Source organism: Actinoalloteichus caeruleus (assembly GCF_049311605.1).
Lineage (GTDB): Bacteria > Actinomycetota > Actinomycetes > Mycobacteriales > Pseudonocardiaceae > Actinoalloteichus_B > Actinoalloteichus_B caeruleus.
Genome location: NZ_CP186005.1, coordinates 4,986,538 through 5,001,974, shown reverse-complemented (window position 1 = coordinate 5,001,974; position 15,437 = coordinate 4,986,538). Strand labels below are relative to the sequence as shown.

Annotated in this window: 15 protein-coding genes; 13 read left to right on the top strand and 2 right to left on the bottom strand. The window is 71.7% G+C overall.

Features of this window, described 5'->3' with window-relative positions; translation table 11 throughout:
- The first annotated feature begins 381 nt into the window (after positions 1 to 381).
- Positions 382 to 747 carry a F0F1 ATP synthase subunit epsilon gene (locus ACOJVX_RS20325; protein ID WP_026418620.1) on the top strand — a complete coding sequence of 122 codons (366 nt, stop codon included), beginning with the start codon at positions 382 to 384 and terminating at the stop codon, positions 745 to 747.
- A 27-nt stretch (positions 748 to 774) separates the two neighbouring features.
- Positions 775 to 1,215: a DUF2550 domain-containing protein gene (locus ACOJVX_RS20320; protein WP_026418619.1), complete on the top strand. Its 441-nt coding sequence runs from the start codon at positions 775 to 777 to the stop codon at positions 1,213 to 1,215.
- 376 nt (positions 1,216 to 1,591) lie between these two features.
- On the opposite strand, the gene ACOJVX_RS20315 is transcribed toward ACOJVX_RS20320, so the two are convergent.
- A complete protein-coding gene (locus ACOJVX_RS20315) occupies positions 1,592 to 2,167 on the bottom strand; it encodes a cob(I)yrinic acid a,c-diamide adenosyltransferase (protein WP_026418618.1) in 576 nt (191 codons plus the stop codon).
- 112 nt (positions 2,168 to 2,279) lie between these two features.
- Between ACOJVX_RS20315 and murA the strand changes: the two genes are divergently transcribed.
- The 5 genes from murA (at position 2,280) to ehuA (ending at position 8,157) form a co-directional block, all read left to right on the top strand.
- Positions 2,280 to 3,548, top strand: coding sequence for a UDP-N-acetylglucosamine 1-carboxyvinyltransferase (gene murA, locus ACOJVX_RS20310; protein WP_026418617.1), 1,269 nt, complete (start codon positions 2,280 to 2,282; stop codon positions 3,546 to 3,548).
- Between the two features lie 1,534 nt (positions 3,549 to 5,082).
- On the top strand, positions 5,083 to 5,898 hold the full coding sequence (gene ehuB / locus ACOJVX_RS20305) for an ectoine/hydroxyectoine ABC transporter substrate-binding protein EhuB (RefSeq protein ID WP_248783850.1): 816 nt from the start codon (positions 5,083 to 5,085) through the stop codon (positions 5,896 to 5,898).
- Positions 5,899 to 5,917: 19 nt separating this feature from the next.
- Positions 5,918 to 6,619 (top strand): ectoine/hydroxyectoine ABC transporter permease subunit EhuC, encoded by a 702-nt coding sequence (gene ehuC / locus ACOJVX_RS20300; RefSeq protein ID WP_026418615.1) that lies wholly within the window; start codon positions 5,918 to 5,920, stop codon positions 6,617 to 6,619.
- Positions 6,616 to 7,278: an ectoine/hydroxyectoine ABC transporter permease subunit EhuD gene (ehuD, locus tag ACOJVX_RS20295; RefSeq protein WP_030105501.1), complete on the top strand. Its 663-nt coding sequence runs from the start codon at positions 6,616 to 6,618 to the stop codon at positions 7,276 to 7,278. Before ehuC ends, ehuD begins: the two co-directional genes overlap by 4 nt.
- Before the next feature lie 51 nt (positions 7,279 to 7,329).
- Complete coding sequence (gene ehuA, locus ACOJVX_RS20290; protein ID WP_026418613.1) at positions 7,330 to 8,157, top strand: ectoine/hydroxyectoine ABC transporter ATP-binding protein EhuA; 828 nt, start codon at positions 7,330 to 7,332, stop codon at positions 8,155 to 8,157.
- 17 nt (positions 8,158 to 8,174) lie between these two features.
- On the opposite strand, the gene ACOJVX_RS20285 is transcribed toward ehuA, so the two are convergent.
- On the bottom strand, positions 8,175 to 8,720 hold the full coding sequence (locus tag ACOJVX_RS20285) for an NUDIX domain-containing protein (protein WP_026418612.1): 546 nt from the start codon (positions 8,718 to 8,720) through the stop codon (positions 8,175 to 8,177).
- A gap of 290 nt (positions 8,721 to 9,010) precedes the next feature.
- Here ACOJVX_RS20285 and ACOJVX_RS20280 point away from each other — a divergent pair, with 290 nt between their 5' ends.
- From ACOJVX_RS20280 to ACOJVX_RS20255, 6 genes are all read left to right on the top strand, one after another.
- The gene (locus ACOJVX_RS20280; RefSeq protein ID WP_026418611.1) at positions 9,011 to 10,198 is read left to right on the top strand and encodes a S8 family peptidase; all 1,188 of its coding nucleotides are present in this window, start codon (positions 9,011 to 9,013) and stop codon (positions 10,196 to 10,198) included.
- Positions 10,199 to 10,258: 60 nt separating this feature from the next.
- Positions 10,259 to 10,918: an endonuclease NucS gene (nucS, locus tag ACOJVX_RS20275; RefSeq protein WP_030105500.1), complete on the top strand. Its 660-nt coding sequence runs from the start codon at positions 10,259 to 10,261 to the stop codon at positions 10,916 to 10,918.
- Positions 10,919 to 10,968: 50 nt separating this feature from the next.
- Positions 10,969 to 11,469, top strand: coding sequence for a TspO/MBR family protein (locus tag ACOJVX_RS20270; protein WP_030105499.1), 501 nt, complete (start codon positions 10,969 to 10,971; stop codon positions 11,467 to 11,469).
- Between the two features lie 43 nt (positions 11,470 to 11,512).
- The gene (locus tag ACOJVX_RS20265) at positions 11,513 to 12,586 is read left to right on the top strand and encodes a hypothetical protein (protein ID WP_418154476.1); all 1,074 of its coding nucleotides are present in this window, start codon (positions 11,513 to 11,515) and stop codon (positions 12,584 to 12,586) included.
- 38 nt (positions 12,587 to 12,624) lie between these two features.
- Positions 12,625 to 13,641, top strand: a complete 1,017-nt coding sequence (locus ACOJVX_RS20260) for a hypothetical protein (protein WP_155886105.1) — start codon at positions 12,625 to 12,627, stop codon at positions 13,639 to 13,641.
- Positions 13,642 to 13,823: 182 nt separating this feature from the next.
- Positions 13,824 to 15,380: an aldehyde dehydrogenase family protein gene (locus ACOJVX_RS20255; RefSeq protein WP_422647015.1), complete on the top strand. Its 1,557-nt coding sequence runs from the start codon at positions 13,824 to 13,826 to the stop codon at positions 15,378 to 15,380.
- Positions 15,381 to 15,437 lie beyond the last annotated feature (57 nt).

The following is a 15,437-nucleotide window of genomic DNA, read 5'->3' as shown; positions in this document are numbered from 1 at the left end:
CCCCTGTCCTCCCACGGCGTCTCCCGGCCCCCCGTCGGGAGAGGTGGCGCCAGCGGTTGGCCGTGGCGTTGGCGAGCGTCGCCCGCGCGTGGGCCCCAGGGGAACCGGCGACGGACCGCCACCTCGGGTACGTCCGGGCGAGGACGTCCTGGAGCGGGTCCTCGGCAGCCGGGGGCGTCCCCGCCGGTGAGCAGGTACGCGGTGCGCGGCAGGGCGCGCGATCCGTGGACGACGAAGCCGTGGAACTCCCGGTCCTGCCGGTGCACCGGCGGCTCCCGTCTCCTGTCAGTGGGTACATCGGGTCAGGACACCGGGAGGGCGGCGGAGGTTGCCTGTCCCGTTGTCTAGACTGCACGCAACCAGCCGATGAAGGAGATGCGCGTGGCCGAGATGACCGTCGAACTCGTCGCTGTCGAGCGTCGCCTCTGGTCCGGGACGGCGACCTCCGTGGTGGCCGAGACGACCGAGGGGGAGATCGGCATCCTGCCCCGGCACGAGCCGCTGCTCGGTCAGCTCGTCGAGGGTGGTGTGTTCCGCGTGACCACCACCGATGGGGAGCGGATCAACGCGGCGGTGCACGGCGGGTTCCTGTCCGTGACCGGGGACCGGGTGAGCGTGCTCGCCGAGGACGCCCAGCTCTCCCACGAGATCGACATCGAGCAGGCGAAGCTCGAGGCGGAGAGCGAGGACTCGGTGATCCGGGCGAAAGCCCGGGGCAAGCTCCGAGCGGCCGGGCAGGCTGTCTGAGAAGCCGAGATACGGGCGGGCCGAGCCGTGTGGGTGATCGAGACCATCGGGGTGGGCCTGTTCGTGGCCGTGGTGGTCCTGGCAGTCCTGATCACCCGGCGGATCCGGCTGTTGCGCCGGATCGGTGGGGTCGACGTGGCCCTGCGGTCGCGCGTGGATGACACGCCCCGGGGCTGGCACCTGGGTGTCGGACACTACCGGGGCGGTGACTTCCGCTGGTACCGCGTGTTGAGCCTCCGCTCCGGGCCGGACCGGGTGTTGCGGCGGACCGGCCTGGAGATCGCCAGCCGCCGCTCCCCGACGGCGCCGGAGGCCTACGCCATGCCACCGGGTTCCACGGTCCTGCACTGCACCGGGGCCGAGGGGGACCTCGAGGTCGAGCTGGCGATGGGGCCGGATGCGTTGACCGGGTTCCTGTCGTGGTTGGAGTCGTCCCCTCCCGGCCGTTCGGTGCCCTGGGCGTCCTGAGCCCCGCACCGCCCGGTGTGCGTTACTCCCGTGGGATGAACCAGCGCGCCGCCGCCCGCCGTGTCGGAGTGGGTGCGGCCGCGTCGCTGGGACCGCGGTCGAGGAGCGCGCCGCCGTCCCTGGTCGGGTGCCGCGCCCCGAGCGATCTCGGTGACGTCACCCGTCCCGGCCTCCTCGGGAGGGCGCGTTCCGGCGGCCGGTGTTCGCCTCCCGTACCGCCCTCGGCGCGGTCAGCTCGCGCCCCGCGCGTCGGGTTCCTCGGGGCGGGCGGTCGCGCGACCGCTGGCGGTGCCGGCCCGCCGTGCCGTGACCCGCCCACGGCGGGGGAGGAGTTCGGGCCCAGGGAGCCGATGCCGCCGCTCCTTCGCCGCTGTCCTCAGGCCTGGCCGCTGCCGGGCTTCCACAGCACGTCCCCGTCGGGGTTGCAGACCCGGGCGAGGATGAACAGGAGGTCGGACAACCGGTTCAGGTAGCGGGCGGTGAGGATGTTGCAGCGTTCCGGGTCGGTCTCCAGCAGCGCCCACACCGCCCGCTCGGCCCGGCGGGTCACCGTCCGGGCGGTGTGCAGCAGCGCGGCCGCCGGCGTCCCGCCGGGCAGGATGAACGAGTCGAGCTTGCCGAGCCGTGCGTTGAAGTCGTCGCACCACCCCTCCAGGCGGTCGACGGCGGCCTGGGTGACGCGCAGCGGCGGGTACCTGGGGTCGGGCACGATCGGGGTGCACAGGTCCGCTCCGACGTCGAAGAGGTCGTTCTGGATCGTGCGGAGCACCTCGGTGACGTCCTCGGGGGGAGCGCCGAGTGCCAGGGCGGTCCCGATCGCCGCGTTGGCCTCGTCGACGTCGGCGTAGGCCACGAGCCTCGGGTCCGTCTTGCGCACCTGGCTCGAGTCGCCGAGACGGCTCATGCCGTCGTCACCGGTCCTGGTGTAGATCCTGTTCAGGTGCACCGACATGTCGGGCAGCCTACGGAGGCGTCGCCCGTCTGGCCAGCGTCGCACGGTCGGACCCGCCACGTCCGGTGGCCGTCGCGGACGGCCGAGGAGTCGACCATTACGCTGGCTGGCCGTGAGTGAGCACTTCCGGGTTCGTGGCGGCGCGCGGTTGGTGGGAACCGTCGACGTGGTCGGCGCCAAGAACAGCGTCCTGAAACTGATGGCGGCCGCACTGCTGGCCGAGGGAACCACCACCATCACCAACTGCCCCGAGATCCTGGACGTCCCGTTGATGGGCGATGTCCTGCGGAATCTCGGGTGCGAGGTGACCATCGACGGCGGGACGGTGCGCATCACGACGCCCGCCCAGCCGGACCACCGTGCCGACTTCGCGTCGATGAGCAAGCTCCGCGCCTCGGTGTGCGTGCTGGGGCCGCTGGTGGGCCGGTGCCGCCGGGCCGTGGTCGCGTTGCCCGGTGGGGACGCGATCGGCTCGCGGCCGCTGGACATGCACCAGGCGGGGCTCCGGAAGCTGGGCGCGCGCAGCGAGATCGAACACGGGTGCGTTGTGGCCGAGGCGGAGGGGTTGCACGGCGCGCAGATCTGGCTGGACTTCCCCAGCGTGGGCGCCACGGAGAACATCCTGATGGCGGCCGTGTTGGCGGACGGCACCACGGTGATCGACAACGCGGCCCGGGAGCCCGAGATCATCGATCTCTGCGCGATGCTCCAGCAGATGGGGGCGAAGATCGAGGGGGCGGGCACGTCGACCCTCACCGTGCACGGCGTCACGGCGCTCCAGCCGACCCAGCACCGGGTGATCGGCGACCGCATCGTGGGCGCGACCTGGGCGCTTGCCGCCGGGGCCACGCGAGGGGACATCACCGTGCGCGGCGTCGACCCGCACCACCTGGACCTCGTGCTGGAGAAGCTGCGGATGGCCGGCGCGGAGGTCACCGTCGGGGACGAGGAGTTCCGGGTCGTCATGTCCGGACGGCCCTCGGCGGTGGACTTCGTGACGTTGCCCTACCCGGGGTTCGCCACCGACCTCCAGCCGTTCGCGGTGGTGCTGGCCGCGGTCGCCGACGGCACGTCGATGATCACCGAGAACGTCTTCGAGGCCCGGTTCCGCTTCATCGACGAGATGGTCCGGTTGGGGGCCGATGCCAGGACGGATGGCCACCACGCCGTGATCAGGGGCGTGGAGCGGTTGTCGAGCGCGCCGGTGTGGGCGTCCGACATCCGGGCGGGCGCCGGTCTCGTGCTGGCCGGGCTGTGCTCGGAGGGCGTCACGGAGGTGTGGGACGTGTTCCACATCGACCGGGGCTACCCGAGGTTCGTCGAGAACCTGCGTGGGCTCGGCGCGGACGTCGAGCGGGTGTCGGAGCCCCCGCAGCGCTGAGCGGCATTCTCCGGGGTCGGACCGGTGCCTCCGGTCCGGGCCCCGCCGGGAGCCGGGCGGGGCGTCTGGGCGCCGGTGAGGGCCGGCGTGGCGCCCCTCAGCCCGAGGGTCGCCCGGGCCGCGGCCTCCAGCACGCGCTCGGTCGGCGCGTGGCCCCACTTCTCACGTTCCCGCGGGCTCTGGTGATGCGGGTCAGGCCGTTCGTGGCGGAGTTGGACCGTTCTCGTGGGTGCGGGTGGGGACGTGCTTGGCCGGAGCGGACTTCGCCGAGCGAACCTCCCGGTGCCGTGACGCTCCCAGGATGACCGGAACGAGCACCCCGGCGGCGACCGCGGTCGCGCCGACGATCCTGGCGGGCCCGGGGCGGGCGAGGCCTCGGGCCCGACCATCCCGGGGCGGTGGTGCGGGGCGAGGCTCCGTGTGTCGAGGTGCGCTCGGTCGGTGGCGACCGGCCAGGTCAGTGGGCGTTCGGTCCCGGCGGTGGTGCGCGGGCAGCTCGCACGGCGTGGCCCACGCTGCTCCCGGGAGTCTCCGCCCAGGCCCGGCCCGTCGTCGTTCGACGGTCGCTCGACCCCCTCGCCGCGTCGCCCGTCGGTTCGGCATGCGTTGGTGCCCGGTCCAGTGATCCTCCGGGTTCGGCGGGCGTCCCGAGGCCCACGGCCGTGTCCGGGTGCCGGTGGCGGACGGTCACGTGCTCGTGCGGTGGCCGCCGCCGTTGACCGGGCCGTGGCGAGGTGACGGCGCTCGAGCCCTCGGGCGCGTTGGACACGGCCCCGGGCGCTGTCCTCACGTGCCCGGGCGGCTGGCGGACCCGATCCGCGAGGCATCCGCCATCCGCCATCCCCCCGAGGCACCAACCGACCAGGCGCGTCGATCGACGCGAGACGACCGCCCTCGGAGAGCCCGGCGGTACCTCTCGGCGGGCCCGTGGCCTCGCCCCGGGAGTGGGATGTCGTGTCCGCTCCCGCCGTCGGGCGGGAGCGCCTGGGGGAGCGGGACGCACCCGACGCGAGTACCCATCCGCGCGGCGTTCCACACGTATTCTTCCCGCATGCATTGCCGGATCGTTTCCTGATCGCGTCCGGTCTGTTTCCCTGGCGGGGAACGCGGCGCCGCTCACGAAACGTGGTCGTTCTCCTTCGGTGCGCAGTCCTCGCGTGCGCGGCCGATCGTAATCAAAACGAGACCCATATAGCACAACGTTCGCACGATGTCAGCCGAATGGGTGAATCTGCTGGTAACGCAGAGTTTTTCCCGTGGCGATCTTTGTCGCTCGCGGGGTGAATCGTGAATCTCGTTCCGATAACGTCGCCTGACCGTGTGAACGGTCGTCTTTGACCGGGGGGATGACGCGGCCTAGGTTCGGAGCGCCGGGTCACCCGGGTAATCGGGAACCCGGCGTCACCTGTTACCAAGTAGGGAGCGGCCCGCTGTGTCTGCTGCGAACGTCAACCGACGAAACTTCCTCCGGGGTGCGGCAGGCGGATTGCTGGTGGTCGGACTCGGCACGGGACTCGCGACCGGTTGCAGTCGAGTGGATCTCGAGGCCACCACGGAGGGCGGGAGCCTGCTCGACGAGCTCCGGAGCCGAGGCAACGTCCGCATGGGATTCGCCAACGAGCGGCCCTTCGCCTACATCGACAGCGAGGGGAACCTCACCGGCCAGGCCTCCGAGGTCGGGAAGACCATCTTCCGCCGGCTCGGGGTCGAGGAGTTCGTCCCGAAGCTCGCCGACTTCAGCTCGCTGATCCCCGGTCTCAACGCGGGCCTGTTCGACGTGATCGCCGCCGGCATGTACATCACCCCCGCGCGCTGCGAGCAGATCCGCTTCACGAACCCGGACTACAACGCCCCCTACAACCTGCTGCTGCCCGAGGGCAATCCCAAGGGGCTGGGCACGGTCGAGGACTTCGTGCGGCGCGACGACGCGGTGATCGGGGTCATCGTGGGCGGCGTCGAGCAGGGCATCGCCCGGGACATCGGGGTGCCGGACAGCCGCATCGTGGTGTTCCCGGACCAGCCCTCCGGTTTCGACGGCGTCCTGGCGGGTCGAGCGGACGCCTTCCTGCTCACCGGCCTCTCGCTGCGCTCCGCGCTGGAGGCCCGCCCCGGCACCCCGCTGGAACTCGGGCCTCCGTTCGTCGCCGTCGTCGACGGGGTGGAGCAGCACGGCGCCGGCGCTTTCGGCTTCCGGCAGGACCAGGGGAACATCGTCAACGACTTCAACCGCGAACTCGCCGACATGAAGAGCTCGGGAGAACTGCTGGAAATCGTCGAGCCGTTCGGTTTCACCGAGGCAGAGATGACTGATCTGACCGCCGACGAACTGTGCAGCGCGCCGGTGTCCTGACGAGAAGGAGTTCGCGCAGATGTCCGCGGGTCTCTGGAACTACATGTTCGAAGGGTTGCTTGTCACCCTTCAGCTCACGATATTCGGGGCGATACTGGGACTGGTGTTCGCCTTCGCGGCCGGGTTGGCCCGGCTCAGCGGGAACAAACTGTTGCGGGGAATGGGATTCGCCTACACCGAGGCTTTCCGGGGGCTCTCGGCACTGGTGGTGCTGTTCTGGTTGATCTTCGTGCTCCCGACGGTCTTCGGGGTCCAGTTGGCGCCGCTGTTCGCCGGTGTCCTCGCGCTCTCGCTCAACATCGGTGCCTACGGCGCCGAGGTGGTGCGCGGGGCGGTGCGGGCGGTACCGCAGGGGCAGATCGAGGCGGCGATCGCGCTCAACTTCACGCCGTGGCAGCGGATGCGCAAGGTCATCCTCCCGCAGGCGGTCGTGGCGATGATCCCCTCCTTCAGCAACAACCTCATCGAGCTGCTCAAGGCCACCGCGCTGGTCTCGGTCGTCTTCCTGTCCGACCTCACCTTCGGTGCGCAGCTGGTGCGGGCCTCCACCGGTAACACCGCTGGCACCTTCGGTCTGCTCCTGGTCGCCTACGGCCTGATCGCCCTGGTCTTCACCACGCTCATGCGGCTCCTCGAACGGCGTGCCGCCGCCTCGCTTGGCCGGACCGTGCCGCCGGGCATGATCGCCCGCATCTTCCGCAGGACGGAGGCCTCCGCATGAACTGGGACTGGCAGATCTTCTGGGACTCCTTCCCCCGGCTGCTCGACGGGCTGGTCATCGCGCTCCAGGCGACCGTCGTCGGCTACCTGATCGCACTGGTGCTCGGCCTGGTCTTCGCCCTGCTGCGGCGCAGCCGGCTGGTCTGGGTCTCCGCTCCGGTGGGGCTGGTCGTGGAGTTCATCCGGTCCACGCCGCTGCTCGTGCAGCTGTTCTTCCTCTTCTACGTGCTGCCGCAGTTCGACGTGCACCTCTCCACCCTGATGACCGGTGCCATCGGACTGGGCGTGCACTACGCCACCTACATCTCGGAGGTCTACCGGGCTGGCATCGACGGGGTGCCCCAGGGGCAGTGGGAGGCGGCGAAGGCGCTGAACCTGCCGGCTCGCCGCACCTGGACGAGCGTGATCCTGCCGCAGGCGATCCCGCGTTCGGCGCCGGCGCTGGGCAACTACGTGATCGCGATGTTCAAGGACACCCCGCAGCTCATCGTCATCACGCTCCCGGAGATGCTGACCACCGCCCAGGGCATCGGGTCGGAGACCTTCCGCTACCCGGAACCCATCACCGTCGCCGGCATCCTCTACCTGGCGACCGCCCTGGTGATGTCGTGGATCGCCCGCATCTTCGAGCGCCGTTTCGGCACCGTCCGCGCGGCCTGATCCGCCGCCAGCCCCACCCCACCGTTCTTCGTGAGACCGAGAGGATTCGACATGACCGAGCCCAGCGCCGCGGCGGCCGGCTCGCCGGGGGAGAAAGCGACCACCGACGACGGGTTCATCGTCTTCGACCAGATCAGCAAGCGCTTCGGGAAGAACGTCGTCCTCGACGACCTGTCGTTCTCGGTCGGGTCCGGGGAGCGGGTGACGCTGATCGGGCCGAGCGGTTCGGGGAAGACCACCATCCTTCGGATGCTCATGACGCTGACCAAGCCAGACTCCGGCACCATCAGGGTGGGGGAGGACTACCTCTACCACGAGGAGCGGAACGGCGAGCTGGTCAAGGCCGGGGAGCAGCACGTCCGCAAGGTCCGAGGTCGGATCACGATGGTGTTCCAGCAGTACAACCTGTTCCCGAACATGCGGGTCCTGCGCAACGTCACCGAGGCCCCGGTGCACGTCCTCGGCCGCTCGCAGGACGAGGCGGAGGAGCGGGCGAAGGAACTGCTCGACATGGTGGGGCTCGGTGACAAGCTCCGGGCGTACCCGTCGCAGCTCTCCGGTGGTCAGCAGCAGCGGGTAGCGATCGCCAGGGCGCTGGCCATGGACCCGGACATCCTGCTGCTCGACGAGGTCACCTCGGCGCTGGACCCCGAGCTGGCCGCCGAGGTGCTCGACGTGCTGCGCGACATCGCGAAGAGCAGTGACATCACCATGCTCTGCGTCACCCACGCGATGAAGTTCGCCCGGGACGTCTCCCACCGGGTGCTCATGTTCGACCAGGGGAAGATCATCGAGGCGGCTCCGCCGGCCGAGATCTTCGACGACCCCAAGCAGGAGCGCACCAGGACCTTCCTGGAGTCCGTGCTCGACGAGACCTGAGCGGGTGCGGGCGTCGGTCAGTCAGCGACGCCGACGCCCGCCCGGTGCAGCAGGAGCAGGGAGTACGCCGCGATGGACTGGGCGTCGGTGATCTCGCCGGTGGCCACCATCTCCCGGAACCGCTCGTGGGTGAACCAGGCTGCACGCATGTCCTGCTCCTCGTGTTCCCGCTGGTGCACGCCGATGGTGAGTTCGGTGGCCAGGAAGACCGCGCCGCGCTGGCTGCTCAGCCCCGGCGCGAGGTCGAGCGTGCCGAGTTCGGTCAGCCGACCCGCCCGCAGGCCGGTCTCCTCGCGGAGTTCGCGTTCGGCCAGTTCCCTCGGCGGGAGTTCCAGTTGGTCCGGGGCGGTGCCCTGCGGGAACTCCCAGCACCGCCGACCCAGTGGGTAGCGGAACTGCTCCACGAGGAACAACCGTTCCCCGTCCTCCGGGATCACCAGCGCGAACGGTGGCTTGTCGATGACCCCGTAGATCCCGACCGAACCGTCTTGGCGCCGGATGGTGTCCTCTCGGATGCTCATCCACGGGTTCGCGTACACCTGGCGGCTGTCGAGCGTGTCCACGGCCGATGATCCTGCCTCCTGGCGAGGAGGGTGCCAAGTCCGGGGGTGGTGCTTCCGCGACCCACGAACCCCGCTCCGCTGTGGAGACCGTGCTCCGGTTGGAGCAGTCCCCGCCACCACTCGTGAACGGTTCCTTGGCCGAACGGGTGAGACCCCTCATTCGAAGGGGTACAGCCCCGCCCGACGAACGCGAAGGCATTCCGCAACCAGCCGGTCGAATGTCAATCTTTCCCTTACGAATAGTCGGTCCTGTTGGAAATTTCCTGACGGATCGACGGGGAGGAGTGGCAATGAACGACTCATGGTCCAGGGCGGTGGCGTTCCTGGGGGCGGTGGCGCTCGTCGCGGCCCTGCCAGGAACGGCACTCGCGACGGAAGGCCCACGCGGGGACGTGCTGGGCACCGAGAACCCCGACGCGGTGCCCGGCCGGTACATCGTGGTCCTGGACGACACGGTCTCCGCCCAGGACGTCGTGGGAACCGCCGGTGATCTGGCCGCCAAGTTCGGCGGCTCCGTGGAGATGACCTACCGGACGGCGCTGCGCGGGTTCGCCGTCAGCCTGGACGACGCCGAGGCGCCGCTGCTGGCCGCCGAACCCGGTGTCGCGCTCGTCGAGCAGGACCAGCGGGTTCGGCTCACCGATGTCCAGGAGGGCCCCACCTGGGGCCTGGACCGCATCGACCAGCGGGAACTCCCCCTCGACGAGGCCTACGAGTACCAGTCGACCGCGGAGGGGGTGTCCGTCTACGTCCTCGACACCGGCATCAACCACGGGCACGTCGACTTCGGTGGCCGAGCCCAACTCGGGTTCGACGCGGTCGACGACGGCCAGGAGGGCGAGGACTGCAACGGCCACGGCACCCACGTCGCGGGAACCATCGGCGGCGAGGAGTACGGGGTGGCCAAGGGCGTCGACCTCTACTCGGTGCGCGTGCTCGGATGCGACGGCTCCGGCACGAGCTCCGGCGTGATCGCGGGCATCGACTGGGTCACCGAGAACGCCGAGACGCCCGCCGTGGCCAACATGAGCCTGGGTAGCGCCGGGGCCACCGCCATCGACGAGGCCGTCGCCAACTCCGTGGCCGCCGGCGTCACCTACGTCGTGGCCGGGGGCAACTCCAACACCGACGCCTGCGGGACCTCACCGGCCCGGGTCGAGGAAGCCGTGACGGTCGGGGCCACCGACGCCGAGGACGGCCGCGCCTACTTCTCCAACTGGGGGGAGTGCCTCGACCTGTTCGCCCCCGGCGTCGACATCACCTCGGCCTGGATCGACGGGGAGGACGCCACCAACACCATCAGCGGGACGTCGATGGCCTCACCCCACGTCGCGGGCGCCGCCGCCCTCCTCCTGGCCGAGAGCCCCGAGGCCACTCCCGAGGAGATCGCGGCGGCCCTCACCGACGCCGCGACGCCGGACGTGGTCGAGGACCCGCAGGCGGGTTCGCCCAACCTCCTCCTCTACACCGGGCAGTGACGGCGAGCCGGCCGGCGGGGCGCGCGCGACGGCGCCGACGGGGCATCTAGGCTGTGCCGGGTGCGTCTCGTGATCGCTCAGTGCCAGGTGGACTACGTCGGCCGGCTCACCGCCCATCTGCCGAAGGCCACCAGGCTCCTGCTGATCAAGGCGGACGGGTCCGTGTCGGTCCACTCCGACGACCGCGCGTACAAACCGCTGAACTGGATGAGCCCGCCCTGCTGGCTGATCGAGGACCCCGACGTGTGGACCGTGCAGAACAAGGCCGGCGAGAAGCTCGTCATCACCATCAGCGAGGTCCTGCACGACAGCAAGCACGAGCTGGGCCCGGAGCCGGGCCTGGTCAAGGACGGTGTCGAGGCGCACCTCCAGGAGCTGCTCGCCGAGCACGTCACCACCCTCGGGGATGGCTGGTCGCTGGTGCGCCGCGAGTACCCGACGGCCATCGGCCCGGTCGACCTGCTCTGCCGCGACGACGCGGGGGCCACGGTCGCCGTGGAGATCAAGCGTCGCGGTGAGATCGACGGGGTCGAACAGCTGACCCGGTACCTGGACCTGCTCAACCGGGATCCCCTGCTGGCGCCGGTGCGGGGTGTCTTCGCCGCGCAGATCATCAGGCCCCAGGCGCGGGTGCTGGCCGAGGACCGGGGCATCCGCTGCGTCACCCTCGACTACGACGCCCTGCGGGGCATCGAACCGGACGAGTTCCGCCTCTTCTGAGCGCGGGGCGTCGGGAACACGGGCGTCCGCATCGGCCCTAGCCTGGGGGGATGCCCGTCCAACCGGAGCCAGGCCACGCCCCCGCGCACCCGGTGCGCGGGCTGCTCGTCTTCGTCGCGGCCGTCGCGGCGACCGCCGTGGTCGGCTCGCTCGCCTCAAGATCCGCGGCCGAGGACTACGCGGCGCTCGAACTGCCGTCCTGGGCCCCGCCCTCCTGGCTCTTCGGGCCCGTGTGGACGGCGCTCTACGTGTTGATCGCCGTCTCGGGCTGGCTGGTGTGGCGGCGGCACGGCGTCACCGGAGCCCGTACCGCGCTCGGGTTGTACGGCGCCCAGCTCGTGTTGAACGCCGCGTGGACGCCGCTGTTCTTCGCCGCCGGACGTTACGGCCTCGCGTTGGTCGACATCGTGGTGCTGTTCCTCGTCGTCGCCGTCCTCGTGGGCCTGTTCGCCCGGCTCCACCGCACGGCGGCTGTGCTGCTGGTGCCCTACCTGCTCTGGGTGGGGTTCGCGGCCCTGCTGAACGCCGCGGTCTGGTCGCTCAACACGTGAGCGCCGCTGACCCGTTCGCGACCGCCGAACCAGGTCGGGACCAGTGGGAACGGTGGACACGGACGGCCTGACGCGCGCCTCCCCGCCCCTCGTGGGTGACGAGCTGTGGGGTTCCACGCCCTGTCCCGCCGTGCTGCTCGGGCGCGACGGCACCCCGCGGGCCCCCAACGGCTTCCCCGCCGCTGACGTGGGTGCCCGGTTCGACCAGGGCAACCGGCGTGGTTGGTCGACGCGCACTCCCGTTTCCTCACCGCTGATCACCCACCCGCACCGGGAGGGCCCCGACGTCGTGGCGCTCTCCCGCTCGATCGCCACCCGCCTCCCCACCGCGCACGCGACCGTCACCGCCTGCCATGCCGACGGACTGCCCGTCATCGTCGGCGGAGCCCCCTGCGGCGCGGACGGCCGCTACGCCGAACCGCTCGGAGCGCACGCCTGGGCCCGGGACGCCCGCGAGGCGGCCGACCTCCTCGCGGCGCGGCGGCCACCACCGCCGACCTCCCCCGCCACCCCGTCGACGACCTCCCGCGCCTGGTGGCGCGGGAGTGCACGATGGTCGCGCGGCGTGCCACGGGCCTCGTCCGGACCACCTGCGCGCGGCTGGAGGATCTGTTCCCGGCTGTCACCGAGCACACCGAACGGCAGCGCCAGCACACCGCCGAGGACGTGGGTCCACATCATCGGCTTCCTGGTGACCGCGCCCTACCTCGGCGGTGACGAGCTCTTCCACGGTTTCCTCGACTGGGCGTCGGACGTGCTCGCCGCGCGCGACGTCCCCCTCACGTTCCTGGTGACGACCCTCGACCCGCTCGCCACCGAACTCCGGGAGCCCCCCGCGCGGCGGCCATCCCCAGCGGCGGTGGATCCAGGTGGGACGGCGGACGAGCCCGAGCCGGTGAACCGACGGGCCGCCCTCACCGCCTCCCCGGCCGCCCGTGCGCGCCCCCGTCCGGGCGGGGGCTGGAACGGGCCGAGAGGTCTCGCCCGCCGGCGCGGCCCTCGACGGGCTGGCCGCGCGCGGGGACCAGCGCGGACGCGCACCCAGCGGAGTCCTCCACTTCCCGTACGGGACCGAACGCGCTCCCCGCGCGAGCCGGGGGACCACGGTTGGCCGTAGTGGACCCACCGGCGCCGACGACCGGCTAGCGTGCGGACGTGCCTGTGCGTCGAACCGGTCCCGCCTCCTCGTTCCTGGGAGCGGCCGTGCTCATGTCCCTGGTGGCGGCCGGCTGCGGAGCGGCACCCGACCTGACCAAGACCGTCTCGGCCAGGAGCACGGTCCCGATGGAACCCGCCCCGGTCGATCCGGGGGTCGCGGCGGAGTGGACCGGACCACAGGACCCGGCGTTGACCCTGGACGCCCAACGGCGGGTCGATCCGTGCGCGCTGGTCGACCCCGCGGCCCTCGCCCCGTTGGCCGACGACCTGACCCTGTCCAACTCCGGCTGGGACCGCTGCTACGGGTACAAGCTCCTGGAGGAACGTTCCCTGAACGTGTCCCTCCAGCTCGGGGACAACGCGCTCCTCTTCGCGCAGGAGGCTGCCGAGGACATCGCCGGCCTCCCCACCTACCTGCAGTCGATGAGCAGCGGGTCCGGCGGGAACTGCACGGTGCGGCTGCTCACCAGCGAGGGCGAACACCCCCGCGCGCTGACCGTGCTGGTCGACGGCCCCGGCGAGGATCTGTGCGACCAGGGCGGCGAACTGGCCCGCGTGGCGGTCGAACGACTCCGTGAGGGTCCCCCGCTGTTGGACACCCCGGACGGCACCCTGCTGGAACGGGACCCCTGCGCCCTGCTGGCCCCGGACGTGGTGGAGGACGTCCTGGGACCCGATCAGGAGTCGCGGCCGGACGGCCTGTACCGGTGCCGCTGGGGAGCCCCGGCGGGCCCGTCCCTCCTCGTCGAGTTCGCGCAGGGGTCGGACCCCGCCGACGACGACGTCACCGAGGAGGTGGAGGTGGCCGGCGCGGTCGCCTACCGCGAACGGTCCGAAATCGTCTACCCCCAGTGCGAGATCAGCTGGTTGCACCGAACCACCGGCGGCGGCGCGTACGAGTCCGAGATCGTCCGGGTGGTGATGGACGACGTCCTGCGGGACGGGGCCGACGTCTGCGCCGGCGCGCTCGCCGCGGCCCAGGAGGTCAGGCCAGAGCTGCCGCCCTCGGCCTGACTCACGGGGTGTTCCCCGCCCACCCCGCCCATCACCCGTTCGTCGGATCTTCACCACGGCCCCACGCCAACGGGTGCGCAATGGGGGGTGTCCGGAAGATGATCTGTCACGACCGCGACGTGTCCGGCGCGCGAACTGGGCTGACGGCCCGCGACGCTCCCCGGTCCCTGGGAGGATGCACCATGCCGAACCCCGTGCCAGGCCAGGACAACAGCGTGGCGGGGGTGTCCGGGGGCGGCTGCGGGACGGTCACCGGCGAGTCGGTGACGGGGCCGGGAGCGCGGCGCTTCACCTCCGTCGACCCCCGCACCGGGGAGACCGTCGGCCACTACCCGCTGCGGACACCCGAGGAGGTCGAGGACACCGTCGCCTCGGCGCGCGCCGCCGGCGAGTGGTGGTCCGGGCTGGGGTTCGGCGGCCGTGCCGCCCGGCTCGCCGCCTGGCGCCGCCACCTCGTCCGCCACTTCGACGAGCTGGCGCACCTCGTCTGCGCCGAGACCGGGAAGCCGGTCGACGACGCCCGGGTCGAGGTGGCGATGGCCGTCGAACACCTCAGCTGGGCGGCTCGGCACGCGGAGCGGGTGCTGGGGCGCCGGCGGGTGCCGTCCGGGTGGCTGATGAACAACCAGGTCTCCACGGTCGAGTACCTCCCGCTCGGCGTCGTCGGCGTCATCGGGCCCTGGAACTTCCCCGTGCTCACCCCGATGGGCAGCATCGCCTACGCGCTCGCCGCCGGGAACACGGTCGTGTTCAAACCCAGCGAGCTCACGCCCGGGGTGGGGCGGTGGCTGGCGGCCTCACTCGCCGAGAGCGTGCCGGAGCGCGAACTGCTCCACACCGTCACCGGGGCTGGCGACACCGGCGCGGCGCTGTGCGCCTCCGGGGTGGACAAGATCTCCTTCACGGGCTCGGCGAGCACGGGCCGGGCCGTCCTCCACGCCTGCGCCGACAGCCTCACACCAGTCGTGCTCGAATGCGGGGGGAAGGACGCCCTCATCGTCGGGGAGGGCGCTGACCTGGGACGCGCCGCCGACGCCGCCGTGTGGGGCGGGCTGTCCAACGCCGGCCAGATCTGCGTGTCGGTGGAACGGATCTACGTGGTGGAGGCCGTCGCGGAGGAGTTCCTCCGACTGCTCGTCGAACGGGTGGCCCGGGTGCGACCCGGCGGTGAACCCCACGCCGACTACGGGCCGATGACCGACCCGGCCCTGGTCGAGGTCGTGCGCCGCCAGCTCGCCGAGGCGCTGGAGCGGGGAGGCAGGGCGCTGGTCGGCGGCGTGGAGTCCGTACGGCCGCCGTACGTCGAGCCGGTGGTGCTGGTCGACGTGCCGGAGGAGGCGCTGGTCAGTTCGGAGGAGACCTTCGGGCCGGTCCTCGTCGTCCACCGCGTTCCCGATCTCGACACCGCCGTCGCCCGGGCCAACTCCGGACGCCACGCGCTGGGAGCGGCCGTCTTCGCCGGTCCGGCCGGAGCGGACCTCGCGCCCCGGCTGCGAGCGGGCATGGTGGCGGTGGACGGCGTCCTCACCTTCGCCGCCGTTCCCGCTCTCCCCTTCGGGGGTTCCGGCGAGTCGGGTTTCGGCCGGGTGCACGGGGAGGACGGCCTCCGCGGTTTCGCCAGGGCGCAGTCGGTGGTGCGGCGGCGGTTCCGCCCCCTGCTGAACCCGATGACCTTCACGGGGCGGGCCAGGGCCGTGCGGCGGCTGGGCCGGCTCCTGCGCCTGCGCTACCGGCGGTGACTCCCGGCGGCGCCGTCGTCCCGTGTCCGCATCCGCCCCGGCCGGCCACCCGACCCG